General features: G+C 70.7%; 19 protein-coding genes and 1 riboswitch. Of the genes, 12 read left to right on the top strand and 7 right to left on the bottom strand.

Going from position 1 to position 25,514, the window contains the following annotated elements:
* The first annotated feature begins 26 nt into the window (after nucleotides 1–26).
* The gene (locus BJEO58_RS01640; RefSeq protein ID WP_101587258.1) at nucleotides 27–1,550 is read left to right on the top strand and encodes an iron-sulfur cluster-binding domain-containing protein; all 1,524 of its coding nucleotides are present in this window, start codon (nucleotides 27–29) and stop codon (nucleotides 1,548–1,550) included.
* A gap of 172 nt (nucleotides 1,551–1,722) precedes the next feature.
* Here BJEO58_RS01640 and BJEO58_RS01645 read toward each other — a convergent pair whose 3' ends face one another.
* Nucleotides 1,723–4,632 carry a GcvT family protein gene (locus BJEO58_RS01645; protein WP_101587128.1) on the bottom strand — a complete coding sequence of 970 codons (2,910 nt, stop codon included), beginning with the start codon at nucleotides 4,630–4,632 and terminating at the stop codon, nucleotides 1,723–1,725.
* 234 nt (nucleotides 4,633–4,866) lie between these two features.
* Here BJEO58_RS01645 and BJEO58_RS01650 point away from each other — a divergent pair, with 234 nt between their 5' ends.
* Together BJEO58_RS01650 and BJEO58_RS01655 are read left to right on the top strand one after the other, a co-directional pair.
* The gene (locus tag BJEO58_RS01650; protein WP_101587129.1) at nucleotides 4,867–5,601 is read left to right on the top strand and encodes an IclR family transcriptional regulator; all 735 of its coding nucleotides are present in this window, start codon (nucleotides 4,867–4,869) and stop codon (nucleotides 5,599–5,601) included.
* Nucleotides 5,602–5,805: 204 nt separating this feature from the next.
* Nucleotides 5,806–6,567, top strand: a complete 762-nt coding sequence (locus tag BJEO58_RS01655) for a DUF3152 domain-containing protein (RefSeq protein WP_246075922.1) — start codon at nucleotides 5,806–5,808, stop codon at nucleotides 6,565–6,567.
* Between the two features lie 24 nt (nucleotides 6,568–6,591).
* On the opposite strand, the gene BJEO58_RS01660 is transcribed toward BJEO58_RS01655, so the two are convergent.
* Nucleotides 6,592–7,521 carry an NADP-dependent oxidoreductase gene (locus tag BJEO58_RS01660; protein ID WP_101587131.1) on the bottom strand — a complete coding sequence of 310 codons (930 nt, stop codon included), beginning with the start codon at nucleotides 7,519–7,521 and terminating at the stop codon, nucleotides 6,592–6,594.
* A gap of 211 nt (nucleotides 7,522–7,732) precedes the next feature.
* On the opposite strand from BJEO58_RS01660, the gene BJEO58_RS01665 reads away from it, so the two are divergent.
* Complete coding sequence (locus tag BJEO58_RS01665) at nucleotides 7,733–8,602, top strand: DUF4184 family protein (RefSeq protein ID WP_180951783.1); 870 nt, start codon at nucleotides 7,733–7,735, stop codon at nucleotides 8,600–8,602.
* Here the strand turns inward: BJEO58_RS01665 and BJEO58_RS01670 are convergent.
* The gene (locus tag BJEO58_RS01670) at nucleotides 8,526–10,631 is read right to left on the bottom strand and encodes a RecQ family ATP-dependent DNA helicase (RefSeq protein ID WP_101587135.1); all 2,106 of its coding nucleotides are present in this window, start codon (nucleotides 10,629–10,631) and stop codon (nucleotides 8,526–8,528) included. The genes BJEO58_RS01665 and BJEO58_RS01670 overlap by 77 nt on opposite strands.
* A gap of 145 nt (nucleotides 10,632–10,776) precedes the next feature.
* A riboswitch (FMN riboswitch) is annotated at nucleotides 10,777–10,909 on the top strand.
* Nucleotides 10,910–11,035: 126 nt separating this feature from the next.
* On the opposite strand from BJEO58_RS01670, the gene ribD reads away from it, so the two are divergent.
* The 8 genes from ribD (at nucleotide 11,036) to BJEO58_RS15045 (ending at nucleotide 20,346) form a co-directional block, all read left to right on the top strand.
* The gene (gene ribD, locus BJEO58_RS01675) at nucleotides 11,036–12,283 is read left to right on the top strand and encodes a bifunctional diaminohydroxyphosphoribosylaminopyrimidine deaminase/5-amino-6-(5-phosphoribosylamino)uracil reductase RibD (protein ID WP_101587137.1); all 1,248 of its coding nucleotides are present in this window, start codon (nucleotides 11,036–11,038) and stop codon (nucleotides 12,281–12,283) included.
* Between the two features lie 3 nt (nucleotides 12,284–12,286).
* Nucleotides 12,287–13,075 carry a riboflavin synthase gene (locus BJEO58_RS01680; RefSeq protein ID WP_101587139.1) on the top strand — a complete coding sequence of 263 codons (789 nt, stop codon included), beginning with the start codon at nucleotides 12,287–12,289 and terminating at the stop codon, nucleotides 13,073–13,075.
* Entirely contained in the window at nucleotides 13,072–14,436 is a 1,365-nt protein-coding gene (gene ribB / locus BJEO58_RS01685) for a 3,4-dihydroxy-2-butanone-4-phosphate synthase (RefSeq protein WP_101587141.1), read from the top strand. Before BJEO58_RS01680 ends, ribB begins: the two co-directional genes overlap by 4 nt.
* The gene (ribH, locus tag BJEO58_RS01690) at nucleotides 14,436–14,954 is read left to right on the top strand and encodes a 6,7-dimethyl-8-ribityllumazine synthase (RefSeq protein WP_101587143.1); all 519 of its coding nucleotides are present in this window, start codon (nucleotides 14,436–14,438) and stop codon (nucleotides 14,952–14,954) included. Before ribB ends, ribH begins: the two co-directional genes overlap by 1 nt.
* A 271-nt stretch (nucleotides 14,955–15,225) precedes the next feature.
* On the top strand, nucleotides 15,226–16,917 hold the full coding sequence (locus tag BJEO58_RS01695; RefSeq protein WP_246075921.1) for a potassium channel family protein: 1,692 nt from the start codon (nucleotides 15,226–15,228) through the stop codon (nucleotides 16,915–16,917).
* Nucleotides 16,918–17,054: 137 nt separating this feature from the next.
* Entirely contained in the window at nucleotides 17,055–18,710 is a 1,656-nt protein-coding gene (gene crtI / locus BJEO58_RS01700; protein WP_101587144.1) for a phytoene desaturase family protein, read from the top strand.
* Nucleotides 18,711–18,808: 98 nt separating this feature from the next.
* Nucleotides 18,809–19,912, top strand: a complete 1,104-nt coding sequence (locus tag BJEO58_RS01705) for an asparaginase domain-containing protein (RefSeq protein ID WP_101587263.1) — start codon at nucleotides 18,809–18,811, stop codon at nucleotides 19,910–19,912.
* Between the two features lie 77 nt (nucleotides 19,913–19,989).
* On the top strand, nucleotides 19,990–20,346 hold the full coding sequence (locus BJEO58_RS15045) for a hypothetical protein (RefSeq protein ID WP_219617046.1): 357 nt from the start codon (nucleotides 19,990–19,992) through the stop codon (nucleotides 20,344–20,346).
* Between the two features lie 54 nt (nucleotides 20,347–20,400).
* Here the strand turns inward: BJEO58_RS15045 and curA are convergent, their stop codons facing one another.
* The 4 genes from curA to BJEO58_RS01730 form a co-directional block, all read right to left on the bottom strand.
* The gene (gene curA / locus BJEO58_RS01715) at nucleotides 20,401–21,420 is read right to left on the bottom strand and encodes an NADPH-dependent curcumin/dihydrocurcumin reductase (protein ID WP_101587146.1); all 1,020 of its coding nucleotides are present in this window, start codon (nucleotides 21,418–21,420) and stop codon (nucleotides 20,401–20,403) included.
* 278 nt (nucleotides 21,421–21,698) lie between these two features.
* Nucleotides 21,699–22,907, bottom strand: a complete 1,209-nt coding sequence (locus BJEO58_RS01720; protein ID WP_101587148.1) for a DUF4097 family beta strand repeat-containing protein — start codon at nucleotides 22,905–22,907, stop codon at nucleotides 21,699–21,701.
* A gap of 394 nt (nucleotides 22,908–23,301) precedes the next feature.
* Nucleotides 23,302–23,946, bottom strand: a complete 645-nt coding sequence (locus BJEO58_RS01725; RefSeq protein WP_101587150.1) for a response regulator transcription factor — start codon at nucleotides 23,944–23,946, stop codon at nucleotides 23,302–23,304.
* Nucleotides 23,934–25,493 carry a sensor histidine kinase gene (locus tag BJEO58_RS01730; RefSeq protein ID WP_101587151.1) on the bottom strand — a complete coding sequence of 520 codons (1,560 nt, stop codon included), beginning with the start codon at nucleotides 25,491–25,493 and terminating at the stop codon, nucleotides 23,934–23,936. Before BJEO58_RS01730 ends, BJEO58_RS01725 begins: the two co-directional genes overlap by 13 nt.
* Between the last annotated feature and the right edge of the window lie 21 nt (nucleotides 25,494–25,514).

Consider the following 25,514-nt stretch of genomic DNA (forward strand, 5'->3'; position numbering starts at 1 on the left):
CCACGGAGCGCATCCGCGACCTCCAGATGCCGTGGAACCGCGTCCTGCAGGCGACTGCCGAGGAGGCGGGAGCGGCGCGCGCACTCAACCCGTGGCACCCCCAGGAGTTCCAGGCGGAGTGCGTCGGCACCGTCCCCGAATCCGGCGGGATGAAGACCTTCGTCTTCCGCCGCGTCGACGGTGCACCGCTGGCATTCCGCCCGGGCCAGTACCTCAACATCGCCTTCCCCGTCGACGGACCGGACGCGGACCCGGTGGACCGCAGCTACTCGATCTCATCGGCGCCGACCCAGCCGTGGACGTTCGACATCACGGTCAAGCGGGAGGAGGAAGGGCGGGTCTCCGGGTGGGTGCATGACACCGTGCACCCCGGGACGGTGCTCGACATGCTGGGACCCGTGGGCGCGTTCCACCTGCCCGATGCGGAGCGGCGCCCCCGCTACCTCCTGCTCGCGGCCGGGTCCGGCATCACCCCGATCATGTCGATGATCCGGACGATCCATTCGCTGCCGGGGTACGCCGACATCGTCATGCTGTACCACGGCGCGAAGCCCGGGACCTTCGCGTTCTCGCGCGAACTCGAGTACCTCGCCTCCGTCGATTCGCGCATCACCGTCTACTACTCGCTGGGCGACCGCAGCGTCGACGGGACGTGGGAGGGGATGGTCGGTCGGCTCACGGCGTCGATGATCGACGACGTCGCCCCCGACGCGAACGGCCGCCATGTGTATGCCTGCGGACCGGAAGGCTACCTGGACGTCGCGGCGGACCTCCTGGTGACGCTGGGGGTCGACGAGACCGCCATCCACGTCGAGTACTTCTCCGGCGACCGCCAGGTGCGCCTCGAGTACAAGGAAGAGGTCGCTCTGGCCGGGGAGCTCGCAGAGGAGTACGCGGAAGCGGTCCAGGACCTCCACGAGGCCCAGACCTCAGCGCTCAACGTCTTCGTCTCGAACCCCGACGCCGAGGCCCTGGAGACCGACACCGGCGGCGGCTCCGCCGGGTCCCGGAACACCACCGCGGCTGCCACCACGTCCGCGGCGCCGGAGACCGTGAAGACGTCCGCGGCGCCGATGTCCGAGGCCGCGGGCACCCGGGGCTCTACGGGCACCACGGGCGCTGCGGCGTCTACGGGCACCGCGGGCACCACGGGCAGTGCGGGCACCACGGGCAGTGCGGGCACCACGGGCACTGCGGCCTCTGCGGGAGGTACGGGCGCTGCGGGCGATGACATCGACTCGGCTGCGCCGGGCCCTGACCCCGCAGACTTCGAGACCGTGGGCACGGGATCGCTCACGATGTCGTTCGTCCGCAGCAGGCTCAACGTCAGGATCGACGAGGAAGAGGAGATCCTGTCCGTCGCCAAGCAGTCGGGCATCCGGATCGGCGCGAACTGCCAGGAGGGCATGTGCGGGTCGTGCAAGTCCGTGAAGCTGTCCGGTGAGGTGCAGATGAACCACCAGGGCGGCATCCGCCAGCGGGAGATCGATGCAGGCAAGTTCCTGCCCTGCTGCTCAACGGCGACGACGGACCTCATCATCGACGCGTGACAGGCGCAGGAACATCCGCAGGACCGCACCACGACGCACGACTCGCCCCGGCCTCACGCACGGTCTCGCACGCGCGAGGGACGGGTCGCTGGTTCGAAGGACAGCCGTCTGCGCCCGCCCCTCGAACCAGTGACCCGCCCCTCGCGGATCTCCACCGCTCACAGCCCGCTGCTCACCGGCGGATGCGGCTCATCCCGGCGTCGTAGACAGGTTCGGCCAGGACCTCGGCATCCAGGACTCGCCCGAACCGCATGATCCCCAGCCGCGAGCCCGGCTCCGCGTACTCCGCAGCGACCCAGGCGAGTCCGATGACCTGGCCGGTGACATAGCCGAAGTCGGCGCTCGTGACCCAGCCGACGGCATCGGCGTCCAGGGCCTGACCGGTCGGCGACTCCGCGGCAGACGCCTCCGTGGAGACGAACGCCTCCGTGCCGACCGCACCGGACCCGGTCCCCGCGAAGACCGGCGACCCCGCCTCCGGACGGCCCGCGTCCATCCGCATCCCGAATGCGACGAGCCTCCGCCCGCGCGACGGCTGCTCCTCGAGCGCCTCCCGACCGACGAACCCGCCGTCCTTCTGCATCCGCACTGCGAAGCCCAGTCCCGCATCGTCCGGGGTGTCCTCGCGGGTCATGTCGGAGCCCCACGCGCGGTATCCCTTCTCCAACCGCAGGCTGGAGAACGCCGCACGCCCGCCGGGCACGATCCCGTACGGGGCCCCCGCTTCCATGATCGCGTCCCAGAGCCGCAGCCCGTGGGCGGCCTCCGTGTACAGTTCCCAGCCGAGCTCTCCGACGTAGCTCACCCGCAGCGCGAGCACCGGCACGCCGGCCACCCGGATCCGGGCTGCGCGGAAGTAGCGGAGGCCCTCGTGGCTGATGTCGCCTTCCGTGATCGGGGCGAGCACGTCCCGCCCCCGAGGTCCCCACAGGCCCACGCAGCACGTCGACGTCGTGATGTCGTCGAGCACGACGGTGCCGGACGCCGGCAGCAGGCGCGAGAGGCGGTCCAGGTCGAGCGGTCCGTTCGCCCCGATCATGTACTCCTCACCGCCCAGGCTGGTGACCGTGATGTCGGAGAGGATCCCGCCCGTCTCGTCCAGCATGAGCGAGTAGGTGACCGCGCCGGGCAGCTTGCCCACTTTGTTCGTGTTCAGGCGCTCGAGCCACTCCGTCGCCCCGGCACCGCGCACGCGGTAGCGGGTGAGGGACGTCATGTCGTAGGCCGCGACGCGGTTGCGGGTCGCCCACGCCTCCGCCGCCGCGATGGGCGACCAGTTCACCTGGTCCCACGCATCGCGTCGTGGGACGACCACCGGGACTGATTCGTCGGCGTCGCCGCCCGCGGCCCCACCCGGGTCCCCGGTCCCGGCCTCGCCCGCGGCTCCGCCCACTGCTCCCGGCACCGCCGGATCCGTGAGTGCCGTCGCCGCAGCGGCCGCGGCACCGAACGCCTTGACGGGACGGGTGCGGAACTGGGGGTCGTTCAGGAGCTTCGCGTTCTGTCCGTGCCACAGAGCCCGCTCCCAGCCGTTCGCCTCATCGAAGCAGCCGCCCGCTTCCTGGATCCGCGTGTGGAACGGGCTCGTCTTGAGCCCACGTGTCACCGCGGTGCCCTGGTGGGGGAACGTGACGTCGTAGACCTCGTCGTAGGCCTCCGCCGCGCGCTCACGGATCCACTGGTCGCTCAGCAGAGCGGGGTCGAAGCGCGCGAAGTCGAGCTCCTGGGTCGCCACGCCGGGATCGCCGGTGATCATCCAGTCGGCCAGCACTTCAGCACAGCCTGCCGAGGCCGTCACCCAGATCGCCTGCGCAGCCCAGAATCCGTCGAGCCGCGGCGAGGGCCCGAGCATCGGGCCGCCGTCAGGGGTGAAGGAGAAGACGCCGTTGAACGCGTCCTCCAGCGGCAGGTCCGCGATCGCGGGGAGCAGGCGGGCGGCCTCCGCCCTGCAGAACTCGAAGTCCTCGTGGGTGAAGGCCCGCTTCGCCGGCTCCTGACCCGATTCCAGCAGGTGCGCCGTGTCGGTGAGGTCCTCCGGCGCGATCGGAATCGGCCTGTGCTCGTAGGCCCCGATGCCGATCCGGTCGCCGAACTCGCGGATGTACAGACCTGCACCCTGGTGACGGATCATCGGCCGGCCGGCCTGGTCGTCGGCCAGCGTCGTACCGTCCGGGGCGGTGCCCGGCAGGTCCGAGACCGGCGCCGTCCATGCGTACCCGTGCTCCATCGGGTGCATCGGCAGCCGCAGCCCGCCCAGCTTCCCCAGCAGGTGCCCCCAGATGCCGCCGGTCGCGACGACGACATCGGCCGGGATCGTGCGGCGGCTCCCACCCGCCGAGGCGCCGACCGACGAGGTGCCGTCCGACGGGGTGCCGTCCGACGGGGTGCCGTCCGCCGAGGCCCCGTCCGAAGGGGTGACTGCCGCATCCTCGACGACGACTCCCGTGACGCGCCCGTCCTCCGCTTCGACGTCGACGACACGGGTCAGCCCGATGGCCACCGCACCGCCCTCCTCCGCACGCGCCAGCTGGTACTCGACCGCTCGCTTCGAGAAGACGACGCCGTCGGTCGGGGTGTGCAGCGCCCCGATGATCTGCGACGTGTCGACGCCGGGCCACAGCTGTGCGACGCGGCTGGGGTCGATGAGCTCCGCGGGCACGCCCCAGGCGCGGGCGTAGCCGTAGCGTCTGCGCAGCTCTGCGAGCTGGCCGTCGGTGGTCGCGACCTCGAGGCCACCGGTGCGGTCGAGGACGCGCCGGCCGTCGACTTCGAGCCCGTCGAGCTTGTCGAGCGTCCTCTGCGCCAGGCCGCACATCACTCTGGAGCCGTTGACCTGGAAGACGAAGCCGGGCGCGTGCGAGGACGACCCACCGGTGACGGGCAGGGGTCCCTGGTCGATGACCGTGACGTGCGTGCAGCCGCGCATCACCAATTCATCCGCAAGTGCCGCGCCCACGACACCTGCGCCGATGACGACGATGCGGGACGAGGGGTCGACGGGTTCAGGGTGGTGCGCGCTCACACGATCGGGGAGGGTCGTGGCCGCGCTGCTGGCGGTGGTTCTGGGGGCGGTGCCGGTCATGGCGCCTCCTGCATACGGTGGTGGATGTGCTGTGGGGCGGTGCTGAGGGGGTGTCCTGAGGGGATGCACGCACTGGCGGGGTCACCATCGACCTGACCTGTGTTGCATATACTGCAACGGGCGCGTATCGTGCAACCATTCAAGCGTGTGACGAGAACCACGTCAAGAGGGTGAGGACACTGCGTCGGAACTCGCAGAGCCGTCGGAGTCCGCACAGGAGCAGGAGGGTGACGCATGGGGATCCAGTCCGTCGACAGGGCGGCAGAGGCGCTCGAAGCCCTCGCCGCGACCGGCACCGCGAGCGTCGGTCAGGTCGCAGAGCGGCTCGGCGTCCACAAATCGACCGCGTCACGCATCCTGTCCTCGCTCGCCGCGCACGGTCTCGTCGAGCAGCGGGACGCGGGCGGCACCTACGCCCTGGGGTTCGGACTCGTGCGCCTGGCGAGCGCGGTCACCAGCAGACTGGACTTCTCGCAGATCGCGCAGCGCCTCTGCGACCGGGTCGCGGAGGATCTGAGCCTCACCGCGAACGTCGCAGTGCTCGACGACGTCCATGCCGTCAATGTGTCCCAGGCCGTGGGCACCGGGCTGCTCGCGCCCCGGCACTATGTGGGCCTGCGGACGCCGGGGCACGCGACCAGCTCCGGGAAGATGCTGCTCGCACACAGCGAGTCCGCGCGGCAGACCATCGCTGGACTCACGCTCGAGCCGCACACGGAGCGGACGATCACGCACACGGACGGGCTGGAAGCCGAGCTCGCCCGGGCACGCGGACAGGACTGGGCCGCATCGAACGAGGAGTGGGAACAGCACATCACCGCCGTCGCGGTGCCGCTGCGCCTGCCGGACGGAACGGTCGAAGCCGCCCTCACCGTCACCGGCCCCACCCACAGCCTCCCACCCGACGCCTTCGCCCGGACGGCCCAGCGGATGCGCGGCCTCGCGACTGCTTCGGGGCGCTGGTCGTGAGGACTGGTCTTCGCACCTGTGAGCCGCCGTCGACCCCGGCTGCCGGCGGCGGCCCCGGGTCCCCAGATCACCGACGCCCGGGCCCCCGGACCGCCGAGAGTCCCCGGCCCGCCGAGTCCCCGACCCACCGGCCCGCCGGACCGCCGGGTCCCCGACCTGATGCCGGTCGTCGCCTCAGCGGCCGGGGGATGAGATCCTGAGCGGGTGCGCACTCGCAGGCCCCTCCCCCGATCCACAGCACCCGCGGCGACGGCGGTCATCGCCCTCACCGTGCTCGCCGGATGTGTGAACGGGGGTGAGCGCCCGGCCACGAGCGCACCTGCGAGCGGCGGATCTGCATCCCCGAGCGCCGCAGGCACAGCGGAACCGCTCGTCGGCCTGGAGCCGACGCCGTCCGGCGCACCCAGCACAGCCTCGCCCACGCCGCTGCCCACAGACGTCCCCTCAGCCGGCAGCGGCGAATGGGACACCGCTTCGGTGGGGTCGGAGGCCACCGGCGACGGCGCACCCTTCGACGTCGCCGTCCGGGTCGAGTCGAACCTGCCCATCGACGTGGAGCAGGCCTCCGCATTCATCATGGAGACGCTCCGCGACGAACGGGGGTGGGAGGAACTCGACGGCGTCTCCTTCGGCCTCGTGGCGGAGGCCGACGGTGCGGACGCCGTGATCAGCCTCGCCTCGCCGAACACGACCGACCAGATGTGTGCTCCGCTCATCACCAACGGTGAACTGTCGTGCCGCAGCGGCCGCGACGTCATCCTCAATGCGAAGCGGTGGGTGTCTGCCACGGACGAGTTCGACTCGCTGACCCAGTACCGGCAGTACCTCATCAACCACGAGGTCGGACACGCACTGGGCCACGGCCACGAGACCTGCCCGGAGCCAGGCCGGACCGCACCGCTGATGCAGCAGCAGACGAAGGGCCTGCAGGGGTGCGAACCGAACGCATGGCCGTCGGTCGGGTGAGGCGCACGCGCCCCGCCCACACGCTCAGGTGAACGTCACAACCGTCTTCCCGCGCGCGTGACCGGCTTCGACTCGCTCGACCGCCCGTGCGGCCTCGGCGAACGGCACCACGTCGTCGATGACGACGTCGAGGCTCCCCGCGGCCGCCCGCGAGGCGAGCGCACCGAAGACCTCCGCAGTCCGTCTCCGGACGACCCCTGAACCACCCGCGGCCGAGGCCGTCTCCGGGTCCGCGACACTGCGCATCCGGGTGCCCGCCAGCAGAGTGAGACCGCCCGCGAGCGCCCTGCCGCCCACGCAGTCGAGGAACGCATCGACCGGCCGGGCCCCGTCGCCGGCCGTCAGCTCCCGGACCCGCTCCTCCCAGCCGGCCCCGGACGCGATGTGCTCGACACCGAGTCCCGCGAGCAGGTCCTGCTTGCCCGCACTCGCGACGGCGAGCACGCGCGCTCCGGCCAACCGTGCGAGCTGGATCGCGTGCACACCCACACCGCCGCCCGCCCCGAGGACCAGGACCGTGTCGCCGGCGCCGCACTCGAGCTCCGCGATCGCATCGTGCGCGGTGCCCACCGCAACCGGGATGCACGCCGCCCGCACGGGATCGAGGCTCGGGGGAAGGCGGACGGCGCTCGTCGCATCGAGCACAGACGTCTCCGCGAAGGCCCCGACCCCGGGAGCACAGGAGCCGAACACGCGGTCGCCGACGGAGATCCGGTGCGGCGCACCGGGCCCCAGCTCGACGACCTGGCCGCACGCCTCACGGCCCATCGCCATCGGGAACGCGACCGGGAAGCCGCTCTGGCGGGCACCTGAGCGCACCTTGACGTCCGCCGGATTCACCCCGGCCGCAGCAGTGCGGATCCTCACGCACCCGTCACGCAGCGGGGGCTCCTCCACCTCATGGAAGTGCTGGACGCCCGGTCCGCCGTACTCGTCGAAGCCGTAGATGCGCATGGATCCCCTCTCGTGTCCAGCAGACGAGTGCACGCACCGGTGGGCACGAGCACCTGCCTGTCTGCACTCACAAGTCTGTCCTGCGAGTGCGCGCGGAGTCATCTGCGCCACCTCTCAGCCTGTCTGCGTACACCCTTCAGTCTGTCGGGGCGCACACAGTCGGAGCGCCTATTCTGAGATGTCCCGTCAGAGTGCCAGGAGCCCGACACCGATGCCCGTCACGTTCGCTCACCCCCTCGCGGTCGCGCCCCTCGCCAGGACGGGCCTGCCGCTCGGCGCCCTCGTCATCGGCACTGTCGTCCCCGACCTGCCGCTCTTCGCTCGTGCGATTCCGGGGCTCGACGTGCTGACGCTGCTGGTCGACGGTCCCACCCTGCCGACGATGTTCGACCAGTACGAGTTCCTCCACTCCCTGACGGGCCTCCTGACCGTCAACGTCCTCATCGGACTGATCGTCCTGGCCCTGTGGTGGCTGCTGCTGCGCCCTGCCTACAGGGACGCGCTGCCGAAGCCTCTGCGCGATCGGACGAACCCGGCCCCGACGGGAGTGCGTCCGTGGCTGCTCGCCCTCCCCGCACTGCTCATCGGATCACTCACGCACCTCTTCTGGGACCAGCTCACGGACGAGGGCGCCGTGATCTCGGAGCGGATCGGTGTGCTGCAGGGATCGATCGCCGGGTTCTCCTACAGCCTGCTGCTCCAGTACGCCTCCAGTCTGCTCGGGGCGCTCGGCGTCGTCGTCTGGCTGTGGCTGCGAGTGGCACGACGGGACGCGCGTGCGGTCCCGCAGCGGCGTCCAGAGCTCGCAGCCTGGATGTTCGCGATCCCCGTGCTCGTCGCCGGCGCCGGATCCGCAACTGTCGTCTACGGTGCGTCCCGGGCGCTCTCCCCCACGACTCGGACGGCCTCCGGCTTCTCTCTGCACGACTTCGCATTCGCCGTCCTCACGACGACCGTCGCATACGCGGTGTGCGCGGCGATCGTCATGGCGATCGTGCACCGCATCAGCCGCGGACGGCGAGCGCGAACGGGAGCACCGCCTCCGCACCGGCCAGCCTCAGCTCCCGAGCACACACGGTGAGCGTCCACCGGGAGACGACCATGTCGTCGACGAGCAGCACCGCGCGTCCACGCACCTGATCCGCCTGCTCCGGCGACAGCGCGAAGGCGTTGTGCACCTCCTTGAGCCGGAAGGCGCTGTTGACGTCCGGTCCACCGTGGTCATGGACCAGCTGCAGATCCCCCAGATCCTCGAGCTTGCCCGCGGCCGCCAGGTTCGCCGCGAGTGAGCGCACGGTCTGCGGACGACCTGCGCTGGGAACCGCGATGATCGCATCGGGACGGCGCTCCCACCTCCACTGCTGGAGCGTCTGCACGCACAGCGCACCGATGTCGTCGGGCACCGGACCGTCCGCGGCAGCCGGCGCGAGGAATTCCCGCAGCCTCTGCCCGGCTCCCAGATCCGTGAGGCGCGCGACCGCGCGGCCCTCCTCCGCCCGTTCCTCGACCGGGATGCGGCCGGACAGCCGGACGCCCAGGTTGGCCATCCCCGAAGGCCACTGCCCCCGCGGCTCGAGGGGGATCCCCACGGCGGACAGCACCTGACGAGCCTGATGACGGGCCTCATCGCTCACCGAGTCGTCCCACCACTGCGCATCGCAGGTGTCGCAGCGTCCGCAGTCCTGCGGGTCCGGATCGTCGAGCGCGTCGACGAGGTACCGCATCCGGCAGCCCGTCGTCGTCTCGTACTCCAGCATCGCCTGCGCCTCCGCACGTCGCACCTCCGCCACGTGGCGGTAGCGCTCCCCGTCGTAGCTCCACCCGACCCCCGTCGAGCTGTACCCGCCGCGCACGCGCTGGACCGCCCCGTCGACGCTCAGCGTCTTGAGGAGCAGTTCGAGGCGACCGCGCCTCACACCCACCCGGGTCTCCAGCGCGGGGACGGACAGCGTCCCCTCCCTGTCCAGCGCTGCGAGCACCCCCTGCGCGTCCTCCTCCGAAGGCATCGAGGCGGTCGCGAAGTACTCCCAGATGTCGGAGTCCTCATTGCCGGGCATCAGGAGCACGTCCGCCGACGACGTCGCGCGCCCTGCACGTCCGACCTGCTGGTAGTAGGCGACGGGAGAGGACGGGGCGCCCAGATGGATGACGAAGCCCAGGTCGGGCTTGTCGAAGCCCATGCCCAGAGCCGAGGTCGCCACGAGTGCCTTCACCCGGTTCTCCTTGAGCGCGACCTCCAGCCGCTCGCGCTCCTCCGTATCCGTGCCGCCCGTGTAGGTCTCGACCTCCCATCCGGAGTCCCGCAGGGCGCGCGTGGCGTCCTGCGCCGCCGACACGGTGAGGGTGTAGATGATTCCGGACCCCCAGAAGTCACCCAGATGCTCCGCCAGCCAGGCCAGTCGCACCCCGGGCGGGCGCACAGGTGTCACGCCGAGCCTCAAGGACGCTCGAGCGAGCTCGCCCCGGATGACGAGCGTGTCGTCGCCCAGCTGCTCGGCGACGTCTGCGACCACCCTCGAATTCGCCGTGGCAGTCGTGGCGAGGACCGGGGTGCCGGGCGGCAGATCCCGGATCATCGCGCCGATGCGGCGGTAGTCGGGGCGGAAGTCGTGGCCCCAGTCGGAGATGCAGTGCGCTTCGTCCACGACGATCATGCCCACCGCGCCGATCAGATCCGGCAGCACGGAGTCCCGGAAGGCGGGGTTCGTGAGCCGCTCCGGCGAGACGAGCAGGACGTCGACGCGGCCTGCCGCGAGATCGTCACGGACCTCGTCCCATTCCGTCATGTTCGAGGAGTTCAGCGTGCGCGCGACCACGCCGGCACGCGCTGCCGCGGCGACCTGGTCGCGCATGAGAGCGAGCAGCGGCGAGATGATGAGGGAGGGTCCGCGTCCGGCACTGCGCATGAGCTTCGCCGCGATGAAGTAGACGGCCGATTTCCCCCAGCCGGTGCGCTGCACGACGAGCGCCCTGCGACGATCCGCGACGAGCGCCTCGATCGCCTCGGCCTGACCGTCGCGCAGCTGCGCATCGGGATTGCCGGTGAGATCACCCAGGAGTCGTGCGGCCTCCTCCAGGAGTCCGTTCTCGTTCGGTCCGCTGTCCTGCATCTGGCGCCTCCGGTCTTCGCATCCGTCCGGTACCGGCGGAGATCTCCACCGTATCGGCACTCTAGGCGAGGGCACGGACACGGCGCGGGCGCCCCGTCTCGGACCCGGGTGTGCCACGCCACACGTCGCTTGCTACACTGGGTTCCGCATGTTCCGGGGACGGCGAGATTCCGTACCGGCGGTGATAGTCCGCGACCCGCGTCCTCCCTCACAGGGGGACCGGTTGACTCGGTGGAATTCCGAGGCCGACAGTAAAGTCTGGATGGGAGGAACATCGTGAGCGCAGGACAGTCGTCTCGCGTCACGGGTCGCTCGAAAGCACCCTGACCGCACTCCCGCGCAGGCACGCAGCACCCGCCGCGCAGCCTCCTCCCACACCCCGGTGTAGAACCCGGGAGGGACGGATGGAACGGTCGGTGGAGCGCCACTCCCCCATCTCAGCACGGCTCAGCTCTGTGCATGCGGCCATGGACGCCGCCCTCGCAGCCGCGCGACTCGGCGTCCGCGGCGCCAACCCCCTCGTCGGAGCCGCAGTGCTCGCACCTGACGGCACCATCGTCACCGGACACCACCGCGGCGCCGGCACGCCGCACGCGGAGCCGGACGCGCTGGCTGCCGCTCGGTCCGCAGGCATCGACCTCGCCGCCTCGCTCGTCTGCGTCACCCTGGAGCCCTGCTCCCACCACGGGCGCACCGGTCCGTGCGCTGATCTGCTCATCGAGGCGGGAGTGCCCGAGGTCGTCATCGCTCTCGCCGATCCCAACCCGTCCGCCGCGGGCGGGTGCGCACGGCTGCGCGACGCCGGAGTGACTGTGCGCACCGGCGTGCGGGAGGCAGAGGCCCGCGCACTCAACGCCCGGTGGCTGGGGGCCGTGGACGAGCATCGCCCGTTCACCACCCTCAAGATCGCGCAGAGCCTGGACGGCCGGATCGCCGCCGCGGACGGCACCTCGCAGTGGATCACCTCACCCGCGTCCCGCGAGCGCGTCCACACTCTGCGGGCCCGCGTCGACGCCGTCGTCGTCGGGACCGGGACCGCGCACGCCGACGATCCCCGGCTCACCGCTCGTACCGGGACTCCAGCCACGCAGCCGGCGCGGACCACGAGGTCGACTCCCGTCGCACACTCCGACCCGGCCGCCCGGCCAGACCACTCCGCCCAGCCGGCCGCCCTCACCCAACCGATCCCCGTCGTCGTGGGGATGCGCGACCTCGCACCGGACTCCCACCTGGCCCGCGACCCGCGCACGGTGCACCTGCGCACGCACGACCCGCTCGCCGCGCTGCAGGCCCTGCGGACACAGGGCCTCGAGCACGTGCTCGTCGAAGGCGGTGCGCACCTCGCCGGCGCGTTCCTCCGCGCCGGAGTCGTCGACGAGCTCGAACTGCACATCGCCCCGCTGCTCCTGGGCGACGGACTGCCGGGCCTCGCAGGTCTGGGCGTCACGACACTCGCCGATGCCGTCCGCTGGGTCCCCGACGACACCCCTGCCGGGGTCTCCCACAGCGCATCCCGGCCGAACCCCGACACGATCCTCCGCCTCCGGCCGGCCGACTCGCCGGCGGAGGCGACCCCCACCACAGGATCCACGACCACACCGACCACTGCACAGACCACCACACCGGCCACCGAGCCCACGAAGGGACGCTGAGACATGTTCACCGGAATCATCGAGGAGCTGGGCGAGGTCGTCTCGCTCACAGCCACGGAAGCGGGCTCAGCAGTCCTGACGCTCCGCGCAGGCGCTGTGCTGGACGGGCTGCCGGACGGCGGTTCGCTCGCCGTCAACGGGGTGTGCCTCACGCAGGCACCGGAGTCGCTTCCCGAGGACGAGGCCACAGCTGCCGCCGCAGTGCCCGCCACCGGCACAGCCGCCTCCCCGACGACCGGCACGTTCGTCGCACACGTCATGGGCGAGACGCTCACCCGCACCACCGTGGGCGCGCTGCGGCCGGGGGACCCCGTCAACCTCGAGCGCTGCCCGCGCGCGGGCGATCGCCTGGACGGCCACATCGTGCAGGGCCACGTGGACGGCACGGGCCGGGTGCTGGCGCGCGTCGACGAGGGAGACTGGGTGACGCTGCGGATCGCCGTCCCCGCACAGCTCGCGCCCTTCACCGCGGAGAAGGGATCGATCGCGCTCGACGGGATCTCACTCACGCTGTCGGCGGTGAGCCCCGCACCGGCGGGCGAGCAGACCGCCCGGCCGGCCACCGCCTCGGCGGCGGATCCGTCCGACCCGGCCCCGTCCGATTCCGACCACTGGATCGAGGTCGCCCTGATCCCCGCGACGCTCGCCGCGACCCGCATGGGCGTGCTCGCGGTCGGCGACGAGGTGAACGTCGAGGTCGACGTCATCGCGAAGTACGCCGCCCGCCTCACGCAGTTCCGGGCGACCGCCCACCGACACGCCACCCCTGCTCACGAAGGAGACCTGTCATGATCCGCCTCGACAGCATCGACGCCGCGCTGACCGCGCTGCGCGACCGCAGACCCGTCGTCGTCGTCGACGACGAGGACCGGGAGAACGAGGGCGACCTCATCATGCCCGCCGTCGCGATGACGCCGGAGTGGATGGGCTTCATGATCCGGCACACCTCGGGCGTCGTGTGCGCGCCCATGCCCGAGGCTCGGGCACGCGCGCTCGACCTCCCGCCCATGACCCAGGTCAACGAGGACGCGAAGGGCACCGCCTACACACTCACGTGCGATGCCGCCACCGGGGTCACGACCGGCATCAGCGCAGCCGACCGCTCGGTCACCGTGCACACGCTCGCCACCGCGACGCCGGACCCCACGGCGATCACGCGCCCGGGCCACGTGCTGCCCCTCATCGCCCGCGACGGCGGCGTGCGCGAACGACCCGGACACACAGAGGCCGGCGTCGAACTGTGCCGCCTGGTCGACAGCGGCGAGGTCGCCGTCATCGCGGAGCTCGTCCACGATGCCGGTCCGATGATGCGGGGCGAGGACCTGCGGACGTTCGCGGACGCCCACGACCTGCCGCTCGTGTCCATCGCGGACCTCATCGTCCACCTGGACGCCCGGGACGGCGATGCCGTCTCCACCGTCCCGGAGGACGACGCCCCCACCGCGCCCGAGGTCGTCGGCACCGAGCCCGTCGCGCTCCCCACTCCGCAGGGCACGTTCCTCACCCGCGCATGGCGGGAACTGGACTCCGCGGGACGCCCCGGCATCGAGCACCTCACACTCGAAGCGGTCGCTCCCGCGTCTGCAGACACCCCGCTGGTGCGCGTCCACTCCGAGTGCCTCACCGGGGACGCGTTCGGCTCGCACCGCTGCGACTGCGGCGAGCAGCTGGAGACATCGCTCGACCTGGTCGCGCAGCACGGCGGCGTGGTCGTCTACGTGCGCGGTCACGAGGGCCGGGGCATCGGCCTGTGGGAGAAGATCCGCGCGTATGCGCTGCAGGAGACCGGTGCGGACACGGTGGACGCCAACCTCCGGTTGGGCCACCCGGAAGACGCCCGCGACTACCGGGCCGCGGCTGCGATCCTCAGCGCCCTCGGGGTCGAGCGGGTCCGCCTGCTCACGAACAACCCCGCGAAGATCCGGGCGCTCGAGGTCTTGGGCGTCGAGGTGGCCGAACGGATCCCCGTGGAGACCACGGCCCGCCCCCAGAACGCGCGCTACCTCGACACGAAGCGGACTCGTATGCAGCACTTCCTGGGCGGTGGCACGACGGCTTCCGCCTCCGGTTCCCCGTCCAGTCCCCCGTCCGGTTCCCCGTCCGGCGGCTCCATACCCGCAGACTCCACACCCTCCGACCGAAAGGCATCCTGATGGCCCACCACGGCGCACCGTCCCCCGCACTCACTCCGGCCGACCCGCAGAATCCCGAGGACTCCCTCAGCAGCCTGCGCACCGTGATCCTCGCCGCCTCCTGGCATGACACCGTCATGGACGGGCTCATCGCCGGCGCCGAACGCGCCGCAGCGGACGCCGGCGCGGACGCGGAGGTCGTCCGCGTGCCGGGCAGCTTCGAGCTGCCGGTCGCCGCGGCGGACCTGGCCGAGCGGTACGACGCGGTCGCGGCGCTGGGCGTCGTGATCCGCGGGGGCACCCCGCATTTCGACTACGTGTGCCGGGCGGCGACCGACGGTCTCACGCGGGTGTCGATCGATTCCCGTACGCCAGTGGGATTCGGACTCCTCACCTGTGATGACGATGCGCAGGCACTCGACCGTGCGGGGCTCGCCGATCGTGGCGACGGTCAGCCGTCCGTCGAGGACAAGGGGTACGAGGCGACCGCCGCGGCCCTGCAGACCGCCGCCCTTCTGCGGAGCATCCGCCGCGGCTGACCGGCCTGCTGGTCGGGCAGGCTGCTGGTCGGGCAGAGTGCCGTCTGCTGCGCACCGCAGGTCGAGTGCCGCACGCAGCAGACGGCACCCGCGGCAGTGGGCGTGGTGCGGCGGGCCCCGTGCAGTGGACGCGCTCGAGCAGTTCTGCGACGATTCCTCCGGCCCTGCGCCGCAGACCTGAGACCTCTGGTCATGCATGATCCCGTAGCCCCGGATCTCCGCGATGATCGCACATCGGGAGATGCGGGAGAAGGAAGATCCGAGTCACGACATGGAGCACACTCCCCACGAGCCGAATGCGGCCACGATGAGACAGAATCGTCGGCGTTCGCGGCTGATGCTGTGGATGACACTGGGCGGCATCGGCATGGTGTCGGCCTACAGTGCGATCTTCCTCCTCCTGATGGACCGCGAGGGCCGGCCGCAAGGCTGGATCGACGCCGTCTACTGGACGATCACCACGATGTCCACGCTCGGCTACGGTGACATCACCTTCTCGTCGAGTGCGGGCCGCCTCTTCTCGATGCTGGTCCTCGCCAGCGGGATCCTGCTCATCCTGGTGCTTCTGCCGTTCCTGTTCGTGCAGTTCATCGTGCGGCCCTGGATGGAGCAGCGGGAGAGGTCGAGGGCTCCGCGCAGCGTCCCGGAGCACCTGCGCGGGCATCTGATCCTGGTCGGCTTCGACGCCGTGACCCAGACCCTGATCGCTCGCGCGAAGCGGGCCAGGACACCGTCGGTCGTGCTCGTGGACGACCCGGCTGACGCCAGCCGGCTCCACGACGAGGGCTATCAGGTGATGGTCGGCCCCCTGGACTCTCCCGCCACGTACCGCAAAGCAGGAGTCGAGCGGGCCGTCATGGTCGTCTCGACGCAGGTCGACACGACGAACACCAACGTCGCCTTCACCGTTCGGCAGGTGAACAAGACCGTCAAGATCGCGGTGACGGCGGACAAGGACGCTTCTGTGGACGTCCTGCAGCTGGCGGGGGCGGACCACATCTTCCAGCTCAGCTCCAGCCTCGGACGAGAACTGGCCAGCCGGGCCGTCGGCACCCGCGGCCATGCTCATGTGGTCGGCTCCATCGGGGAGACCCTCATCGCAGAGGCCGCTGTGCGGGGCACACCGCTGGTCGGCCTCACACTCGATCAGGTCACGCACCAGATGGGCTGCCCCGCTTCGATCCTGGCGATCATGCAGCGCGGACGGCTGCGCCCCATGGGACCGGACAGCAGGATCGACGAGAGGGCCGTCCTGATCGTGGCCGGCTCACGGGAGGATCTCGACACCTTCAACGACCAGTTCCAGAGCCCCGAGGGAGTGGAGAGCCCCGTGCTGATCCTCGGCGGCGGACGCGTCGGGCGAGCCGTCGCCGGAGCACTCGACGACTCCCGCGTACCCACCACGATCGTGGAGAAGGTCCCCGGCCGGACCCCTTCCGACCTCACTGTCGTCGAAGGCGACGCCTCCGACATCGAGGTCCTGCAGGCGGCGGGACTCACAGCGGCCTCCGCGGTCGTGATCACCTCTCACGACGACGACTTCAACGTGTACCTCACGCTCTACTGCCGGCGGCTGCGACCAGACCTGCAGATCGTCTCCCGTGCGACGTCCGAGCGCAATGTGGCGACCCTCTACCGCGCAGGAGCGGACAGCGTCCTGTCCTACGCCACGATCGGGGCCACTGCTCTGTGGAACGAACTCGGCCGCGCGCACCGCGTGGTCATCGCGGAGGGCAATGAGCTCTTCTCCGTCCCCCGCCCGCGCTCACTGAGCGGAGCGGCCCTCCGCGATGAGAAGATCCACGACACGACGGGATGTCACATCGTCGCAGCGATCGACTCCGACGGGACTCTGCAGGTCGAGACGGAGGACATCCCCACCGAAGACCTCACGCACGTCGTGCTGCTCGGCGATCGTCATGCGGAGCGCGCATTCAGGAACAAGTATGTGAAGGGACGCTGAGCGCACGCATCAGGGACAATGACGTCCATGCCCACCCTGCCGCACCGATCCCCCGCGCATCGCCGCACACGGACCGCGCGCGCAGCGGCGGGACGTCCGTGGCCGGGGCTGCCCGTGGGGTCTTCGAGGAGGTCCGCGTGAGCCGCGTCGTCGTCATCGGTGCAGGCATATCCGGCCTCGCGACCGCAGCACTCGCCGCACAGGACGGGCACGACGTCACGATCCTCGAGCGGCTGTCACAGGTGGGGGGCCGCGCTGCGACACGCGCGGACGACGGCTTCCTCTTCGACACGGGACCGTCCTGGTACCTCATGCCGGAGGTGTTCGACGCGTTCTTCCGCCGGTTCGGCACCACCGCGGACCAGGAGCTCGACCTCGTCGACCTCAGCCCGTCCTACCGGCTCTTCCCCAGCCACGTGCACCCCACAGCAGCACGGCCTCCGAACGGGGGCCCCGCGCACAGCGACCCAGCCGGCCTGCCCGAGCCCCTCGACATCGTGCCGGAGCGCGCCGCTCTCCACGCGCTCTTCGAACGTCTGGAGCCGGGATCGTCGAAGGTGCTCGACGATCACCTGGCGAGCGCTTCCCTCCTCTACGACCTCGCGTGCGAGCACGCCCTGCGCACCGACTTCGGCCGCGAGCACCGGGGCGCGGCCGGGATGCCGCGGCGGGTGCGGAGTCTTGGGCGCCTCGGCGCCGATGTGCTCGCGGGAGCGGGCAGGGATCCGCAGGCGCGAGCGGCACTGCCGCAGCTGCCGGGCCTGCTGACCGGATCGTTCCGCGACCACATCCACGCACGTTTCCGGCACCCGTTGCTGCGGCAGATCCTGCTCTATCCGTCGATGTTCCTCGCCTCCGATCCCGGGCGCACGCCGGCGCTCTACCACCTCATGAGCCGGATGGATCTGGTCGACGGGGTGAAGTACCCGATGGGAGGGATGGGCACGCTCATCGATGCGTTCACCCGCCTTGCACTGGACGCGGGCGTCCACATCGTCACCGACGCCGAGGTCCTGTCCCTGCGCCCCGGCCCCGGCAGCAGCCGGGCGATCACCGAGGTCGTGCACCGGTCCGCGGACGGGCCGCAGAGCATCGAGCCCGACTGGGTCGTCGCCGCCTGTGATCTCCACCACGTGGAGACGCGCCTGCTGCCGCCCAAGCTCGTGAGCGTGTCGAAGCGAGAGTGGGAGAAGCGCGATCCGGGGATGGGCGCACTCACCGTGATGCTGGGGGTCGAGGGGCGTGTGCCCGGACTCTCCCACCACACCCTGTTCTTCACGGACGACTGGGAGTCGAACTTCGCGTCCGTCTTCGGCGGACGCGGCGCTCGACCGCCGGAACCCGCGAGCACCTATGTCTGCGCGCCGACGGTCACGGATCCCTCCGTCGCCCCGGAGGGCTGCGAGAGCCTGTTCGTGCTCGTCCCGTTCCCTGCGGACCCCGCGCTGAAGGCGGGGCAGGAGGAGATCGAGCGCTATGTCGACCGCATCATCGACGCCGTCGGGGCACGGGTGGGCGCCCCCGACCTGCGCTCCCGGGTGCGAGTGCGGCACGTGCGCGCACCCGGTGATTTCGCCCTGCACCTGCGCGCGTGGTCCGGCACCGCGCTGGGACCCGCGCACACGCTGAAGCAGAGTGCGATGTTCCGCGACTCGGTGGTCTCGCCGCAGGTGTCCAACCTCCTGCGCGCCGGGGCGTACACCGCCCCCGGGGTGGGGCTGCCCATGTGCGTCATGAGTGCGGAGAACGCATTCGATGCGCTGCGGTCGCTCGACGGAGGGCGTGGGGCGTGATCGACTGCGGACGCCCGCCGCGGATGGACGACGCTCCTCTGGCTCATCGACCTCGTGGGCTTCGCGGTGACGGGGCTGCGGCTCGCTACACTCGCGGCATGAGTGCTCCCCGACTCCACGTCATCGCCCTGGGAGGCACGATCGCCTCCGCACCGCAGTCCGATGCCGCCCCCGGCGTCTCCCCGAGCATCGGTGCGGAGCAGATCGCAGCCGCCGCGCGTCTCGACACGCTCCGCGTCACCGGTGGTGGCACCGTCAGTGATGGAGGCACCGCCCGGGACGCCGGCCCAGCCGCAGCCGGCGAGCCCCCGCTGATCACCTTCGAGCAGCTCGCGCAGGTGGGCTCCGGGTCGATCACGCTCCCTCACCTCTTCGAGGCTGTGCGGTCCATCCGCCGGGCGGCGGCCGCCGGCGCGGACGGCGTCGTCCTCACACAGGGCACAGACACGCTCGAGGATTCGGCCTTCGTCCTCGCCCTGCTCAACGACGCGGGCATCCCCGTCGTCCTGACGGGCGCGATGCGCAGCCCCTCGTCGCCGGGCGCCGATGGCGGGGCCAACGTGCGGGCAGCCGCCCGCACAGCCCTCGACCCCACGATGAAGGACCTCGCAGCCGACCGTCGTCTGGCCGCCGCCCTGGTCTTCGCCGACGAGGTCTTCGACCCGCTGTCCGTCACGAAGGCGCACACGACCTCGTTCGCGGCGTTCCAGGCCGGGCTGGGCCAGGGTCCGCTGGGCTGGGTGTCCGAGGACCGGCTCGTCCTGCCCCACGTCCCCGCCGTGTCCCGCGCCGTCGCCGGCTGGTCCGTTCCCGAGGACCCGGAGGGCGACCCGTCAGCTCCCGGCGCTGCTCGGGCCTTCCCCCGTGTCGCCGTCATCGAGGCGGGCCTCGACGACGACCTGTCGCTGGTGGAGGAGCTCGCCGAGGCCGGGTACGCGGGCTGTGTCCTGGCTGGAGTGGGAGGCGGTCACGTCCCGCAGTCGACCGTCGGGCGCGTCGCGGAGCTCGCTGCGAAGATCCCGGTCGTCCTGGCCTCTCGCACCGGTGCCGGTGCGACACTCGAGCAGACCTACGGGTACCCCGGTGCGGAGATCGACCTGCTGGGACGCGGACTCGTCCCCGCGGGGACGCTCAACGCGCGGAAGGCCCGCCTGGCACTGGTCCTCGCGCTCACCTTCGGGACGGACCTCCCGGGTCTCTGACCGTTCCCGGCGGCCTCCATCCAACTCGCCTGCTCCATACTGGGACCGGACGCAGACATCGACCGCACGGGAGGATCATGATGGGGAAGCTGGCACTGGTGGGACTGGGCACCGCCCTGGGAACGGCACTCGGGTCACTGGGAGTGCTCGCTGGGCAGCGCAGTGGGATCCTGCCGCCTCCGACCACACCCGGCGATCCGTGGGAGAGCCCGTCGACCACCACCGAACAGGCGCCGCAGGAGGGCCCCCTCCGCTGCCTGTCCGTCGCGGAGGTCGCCGAACTGCTGGGCGTCACGCACACGCAGGTGGAGACGGATTCGGACCTGCCGGAGCCGGACGTCACCGTCGGAGGGACCCGCGGATGGCTCGAGCCGACGATCGAGTGCTGGCTCGGCGATCGTCTGGCACGAGCAGGGGGCCGCGCGGAGTCCTGACGGCCCGGTCTCCCGAGCGCGGTCTCCGCACGGCCCCTTCCACGCAGGTGTGGCTCACTCCCCGATCTTCACGACCGTCTTGCCGAAGTTCTTGCCCTCGAGCATGGCGTTGAACGCGTCGAGCACGTTGTCGAAGCCATCGATGACCTCTTCCTGGTACTTCACGTCGCCCGACTTCACCCAGGCGGTCATGTCGCGCAGGAAGTCGTCGTGCATCGCCTCGACGAACTCGCTCTGGATGAAGCCGCGGATCGTCAGCGACTTGGTGAGGGACATCCGCATGACCTTCTCCATCGAGCCGGCTGGGGCGAATTCTGCCGTTCCGTTGTAGTTCGCGACCAGGCCGCACACCGGGACGCGCGCGTAGAGGTTGAGACGCGGGAGGACGGATTCCCACACGGGACCGCCCACGTTCTCGAAGTACACGTCGATTCCGTCCGGAGCCGCTGCCTTGAGCGCACCCCGCAGGTCATCGCCGCGGTGGTCGAGTGCCTCGTCGAAGCCGAACTCCTTCAGCAGTGCGACCTTCTCCTCGCCTCCTGCGATGCCGATCGCCTTCGCGCCCTTGAGCTTCGCGATCTGGCCGACCGCCGAACCCACCGGCCCGGTCGCCGCGGCGACGGCGACCGTCTCGCCCTCCTGAGGCCTCCCGATCGCCAGCAGACCCGCGTACGCCGTGAAGCCGGGCATGCCCAGCACGCCCAGCGCCGTCGTCATCGGCACCTCGTCCGGGTTCAGCACTCGCAGGTTCGCCGCATCCTCGACCGAATACTCCGCCCAGCCGCCGTAGCCCAGCACCACGTCGCCCACGGCGACGGCGTCGGATTCGGTGGCGACGACCTCGGACACCGTGGCGCCCACCATGAGTCCGCCGATCTCGACCGGCGGCGCGTAGGACTTCGCGTCGTCCATCCGGCCGCGCATGTACGGGTCGAGCGACAGGTAGAGGGTGCGCAGGACGGCCTGGCCATCGCGCGGGGTCGGGATGGGCTTGGAGACGATGTCGAAGTCGTCTGCGGTGGGCGCGCCCGTCGGGCGGGCGGCGAGTCGGTAGCTGCGATAGGTCTCGGTCATCGGGATCCCCTGTTCTGCCGAAGTCGGCATCTACGAACGCGACGGTGCCGAACGCACACGTGCGCATCTTCGCGCTGGTCAACCGCCACGGATAGAAGCGTGCGACGGCTGTGCCGATCAGCCTACTAGCCCGGCCTTCACGACCTGCGACCCCCGGCCCGTCGCGGGTCCATCACCGCAGACCGCGGACGCGGTCCGTCAGGATCCCTGTCCGTCAGGATCCCCGTCCGACAGGGTCCCCGTCCGTCAGGGTCCCCGTCCGTCAGGGCCGGCCTGCGTCAGACGCGACCTGCGTCTGACGCCGCAGACTCGCTTCCGCCCTCGGAGTCCCGGTCCGCATCCTGGTCGGAGACCTCGTCGGAGTCCCGATCAGCGTCCTGGCCGTCCTGGTCGGAGTCCCGGTCAGACTCCCCGCCGGAGTCCCGGTCGCCGCCCCGGTCATCCTGATCGTCGTCCCAGCCGTCCTCCCAGTCGTCCTCCCAGTCGTCGTCCCAGTCGTCATCTGTGTCAGCACCACGCGCTCCATCGGAGCCGTCGCGGTACTGCACATTCACGGAGCCGCTGTCCGACGAGACCGTCACGGGCACGACCCCGTCGCCGGGAGGAGTCTGCTGCACAGCGACGTCAGTCCAGCCCGCAGAGGACCCGGCGTTCACGGAGTATCCGGTCACGTCCTGATCCACGAGGTTCTCCTCGCGCGGCAGCGATACCGTGACCGCTCCGTTCTGCGCGTGCGCCTCGATGCCCTGCACCGGGACGACGGTCCCGCTGAAGCCGAGCTCGATCCCACCCGTCGTCGTCCGCGCAGTCACGGTCTCCGCGACTTCGAGGTGCGACCCGTCGATGTACCCGGCCGTCGCCTCCATCGACAGGCTGTCCATCGCACCGGAGACGTCGAGGAATCCTGTGCGCGTGCGTGCCTCCACGGTGCTCGCCTCGAGGTCGAGCACCATCGCACCTGCCTGCGTCTGCACCCGCACGTCGTTGAACTCGCCGACCAGTTCGGTGAAGCCGAAATCGCTCATGACGTCGAGGTCCATCGTCCGCGCCTGATCGCTCGGCAGCTCGATCGTGACGGTGTTCTCCATTCCGACGTTCGGAGTCCACCAGCGGTAGCTCCCCGGTGCACGCGGTATCGAGACGGTGGCGGTTCCCTCATCGCCCGTGATCGCCGGGGTGCTCTTCTGCGTGTCGGCGCCCCGGTAGGTGTGGCGGACCAGCGGCGCGTCGATGTCGTCGCGCGATTCGACCTCCACTGTGGCGCTGTCAGCGTTGACGGTGAGGGCCTCGAGATCCGCCGGAAGATCGTGGGTCGTCTCCTCCCGCACCAGAGTCGACAGTCCCACGCCGGTGTACGCGAGCGCGGACACCGGCATGAGCAGCGCGAGCACTCCGACGACCGCGATTCCGACGCGCATGAGCGACCGCGGAGCGCTGCCCACGGTCAGTGGCCGTGCGGGCCCGGCCGACTCGGAGGTCGGTGCCATCGGCGGTGGCTGATGTGCGCCTCCGGCCGAGCCTTGGGTGCCGGGATTATGGGTGCCGGGACCATGGTGGCCGGCCTGCGGTGCAGCCGGGGAGTACTGTCCCGCGCCGTGAGATGCCGCTTCCGGCGACTGGTGCGGACCCGCAGCGAAATCGTTCGGCTGCTGCTGGCTATGGTGCTGGCCCTGCTGCGGGCCCTGGTGCTGATTCTGGGGGTTCTGGGGGTACCGGGGGTTCTGCCCGCTAGCGGGGCCGGGGACGTGCGGGGTGCTCATGGTCGTTCCTCATGCTCATTCCAGCGTGCGCGATGTGCGCGACTGCCAAGGAGTGTCTGCTGTGTCGTGGGGCGAGTGCCCGTGTCCGGTGCACCGATCGGCTGCGGAGCGTTCATGCCGCTCACGCGTCCAGGAAGCGCAGGACGGCGAGCACGCGGCGGTTCTCGGTCGTGTCTGCGGAGAGGCCGAACTTCGTGAAGATGGAGCTGATGTGCTTCTCCACGGCTCCGGCGGACAGGTACATGGTCGAGGCGATCGCGGAGTTCGACTTGCCCGACGCCATATGCTCGAGCACATCGCGCTCCCGCCCGCTGAGGCCGGCCAATCCGTCCTGCTTCCGTGAGCGGACGAGGATCTGGGAGACGACCTCGGGATCGAGGACGGTGCCGCCCCCGGCCACCTCTTCGACCGCGTCGAGGAAGTCACCGACGTCTGCTACGCGATCCTTGAGGAGGTAGCCGAAGCTGGCTCCGCCGCCGGCGATCAGCTCGCTCGCATAGCGCTCTTCGACGTACTGGCTGAGCACCAGGACTCCCACGTCCGGGTTCTGCTCACGGATGAGTGTCGCCGCGCGGATTCCCTCGTCCGTGAACGTCGGGGGCATCCGCACGTCCACGACCGCGAGGTCGGGATTGAGCGCGGCGACCGAGCTCAGCAGGCCGTTGGCCTCTGCCACAGCACCCACGACCTCGTGTCCCGAGTCGGTGAGCAGGCGGGAGATCCCCTCCCGGAGCAGGACGTTGTCTTCAGCGATCACGATGCGCATGGCACCTCCGCAACGATGGTGGTCGGGCCGCCGATGGGGCTGGTGACCGTCAGGGTTCCCTTGGCCGATGCGACACGGTCCGCCAGGCCGGCGAGCCCGGTGGAGGTGCCGCCGCGGTCGATCCGTGCTCCACCTGCACCGTCGTCGGCCACGACGATCTGCAGTCGGCCCGGCTGCGCCCCGCGCACGGCTACCCGCACGCTGTGCGCCTGTGCGTGCTTGGCGATGTTCGTCAGCGATTCCGCGACGACGAAGTAGGAGACGCTCTCCGCTTCTTTGTTCAAGTCAGCGGGCACCTGCACATCGACCGCGACAGGTACGGACGACCGTGCGGCGAGGGCACTGATCGCAGCGTCCAGACCACGGTCCTCGAGCACTGCCGGGTGGATGCCGCGTGCCAGCTGGCGCAGCTCCGTGATCGCGTCCTTCGAATCCTGGTGGGCCTCGGCGACGAGGTCCCGTCCGCCTTCCGGATCCGTGTCGAGCTTCCTGCGCGCCATTCCCAGCTTCATGCTGAGGGCCACGAGCATCGGCTGGACGCCATCGTGCAGATCGCGTTCGATCCGCAGCCGCTCCGTCGTCGCCGCGTCGACCGCACCGGTGCGAGCCGTTTCGAGGGCTCCCACCTCCCGGGTGAGCGTGTCGCGTTCGGCACGCAGTGCAGCGGCACGGGTCGGCGGCAGCAGACTGCGGTCCAGCAGCCGGTCCGGCAGCACGGACAGTCCGAGGATGACGAATCCGACGACGGCCGACGCACCACCGGCGAGGCCCAGGCCCATGCGGGCGGCCATGGACGCATCGGCAGAGATGAGACCGTCGAAGATCACAGGGTTGATGGCAGAGGTGAGGGCGAACGTCGAGAACGTGAGCCCCGCCAGCAGAAGGATCCCGATGGTCCCGCCGTAGAGCGTCTTCACCACGTGGTGCGCGGTCGACCTCCAGAATCCCTGTGAGGTGAGGATGAGCCACTGCTGATGCAGCCACCCCGGGAAGCCGGTGCGGCGGGTCCTCCGCGCGGCCGGAACGAGGTTCTGCTCGCCGTAGACAGCCTCCGACCGTACGCGTTCGAGGTGATTGACCCCGCGCTGCAGGAAGAACCACGCGGCGAGCGCGAAGATGCCCGCGCCCAGGGCGAAGATCCCGCCCAGCCCGGTGACGAAGAGGACGATGGGGAACCAGAGCCACACGACGGTGAGCACTGCGGAGACGAGGACATTCAGCATCCCCATGGCCCACGGCAGTCGCTGCGGTTCGAAGAGGCGGACGCTGTCTGCCGCGTCACGGCCATGGGTCCGCGGCACGGCCGGTGCGGTGCTCAGATCATGGCCCGTCGGCACGGCGCCGGTGTGCTCCGGGGCATCCATCACAGCAGTCGGTGCGGGGACGGGGGTGGAGACCTGCGTCGTGAGCTCCTCGCCCTGCGGATCGTACGGCCGAGTCTGCGGCTCGTATGCCCGGGTCTCCGCCGATGCGGTCGCACCTGGTTCGGGAGTTCTGGGTCTGTCGTCGTCGGGCCGCAGCGGCCTCGTGGTCGGTTCGTCGTTCATGTCATCCACTCTCCAGCCCAC

This window comes from Brevibacterium jeotgali (assembly GCF_900169175.1).
Taxonomy (GTDB): domain Bacteria; phylum Actinomycetota; class Actinomycetes; order Actinomycetales; family Brevibacteriaceae; genus Brevibacterium; species Brevibacterium jeotgali.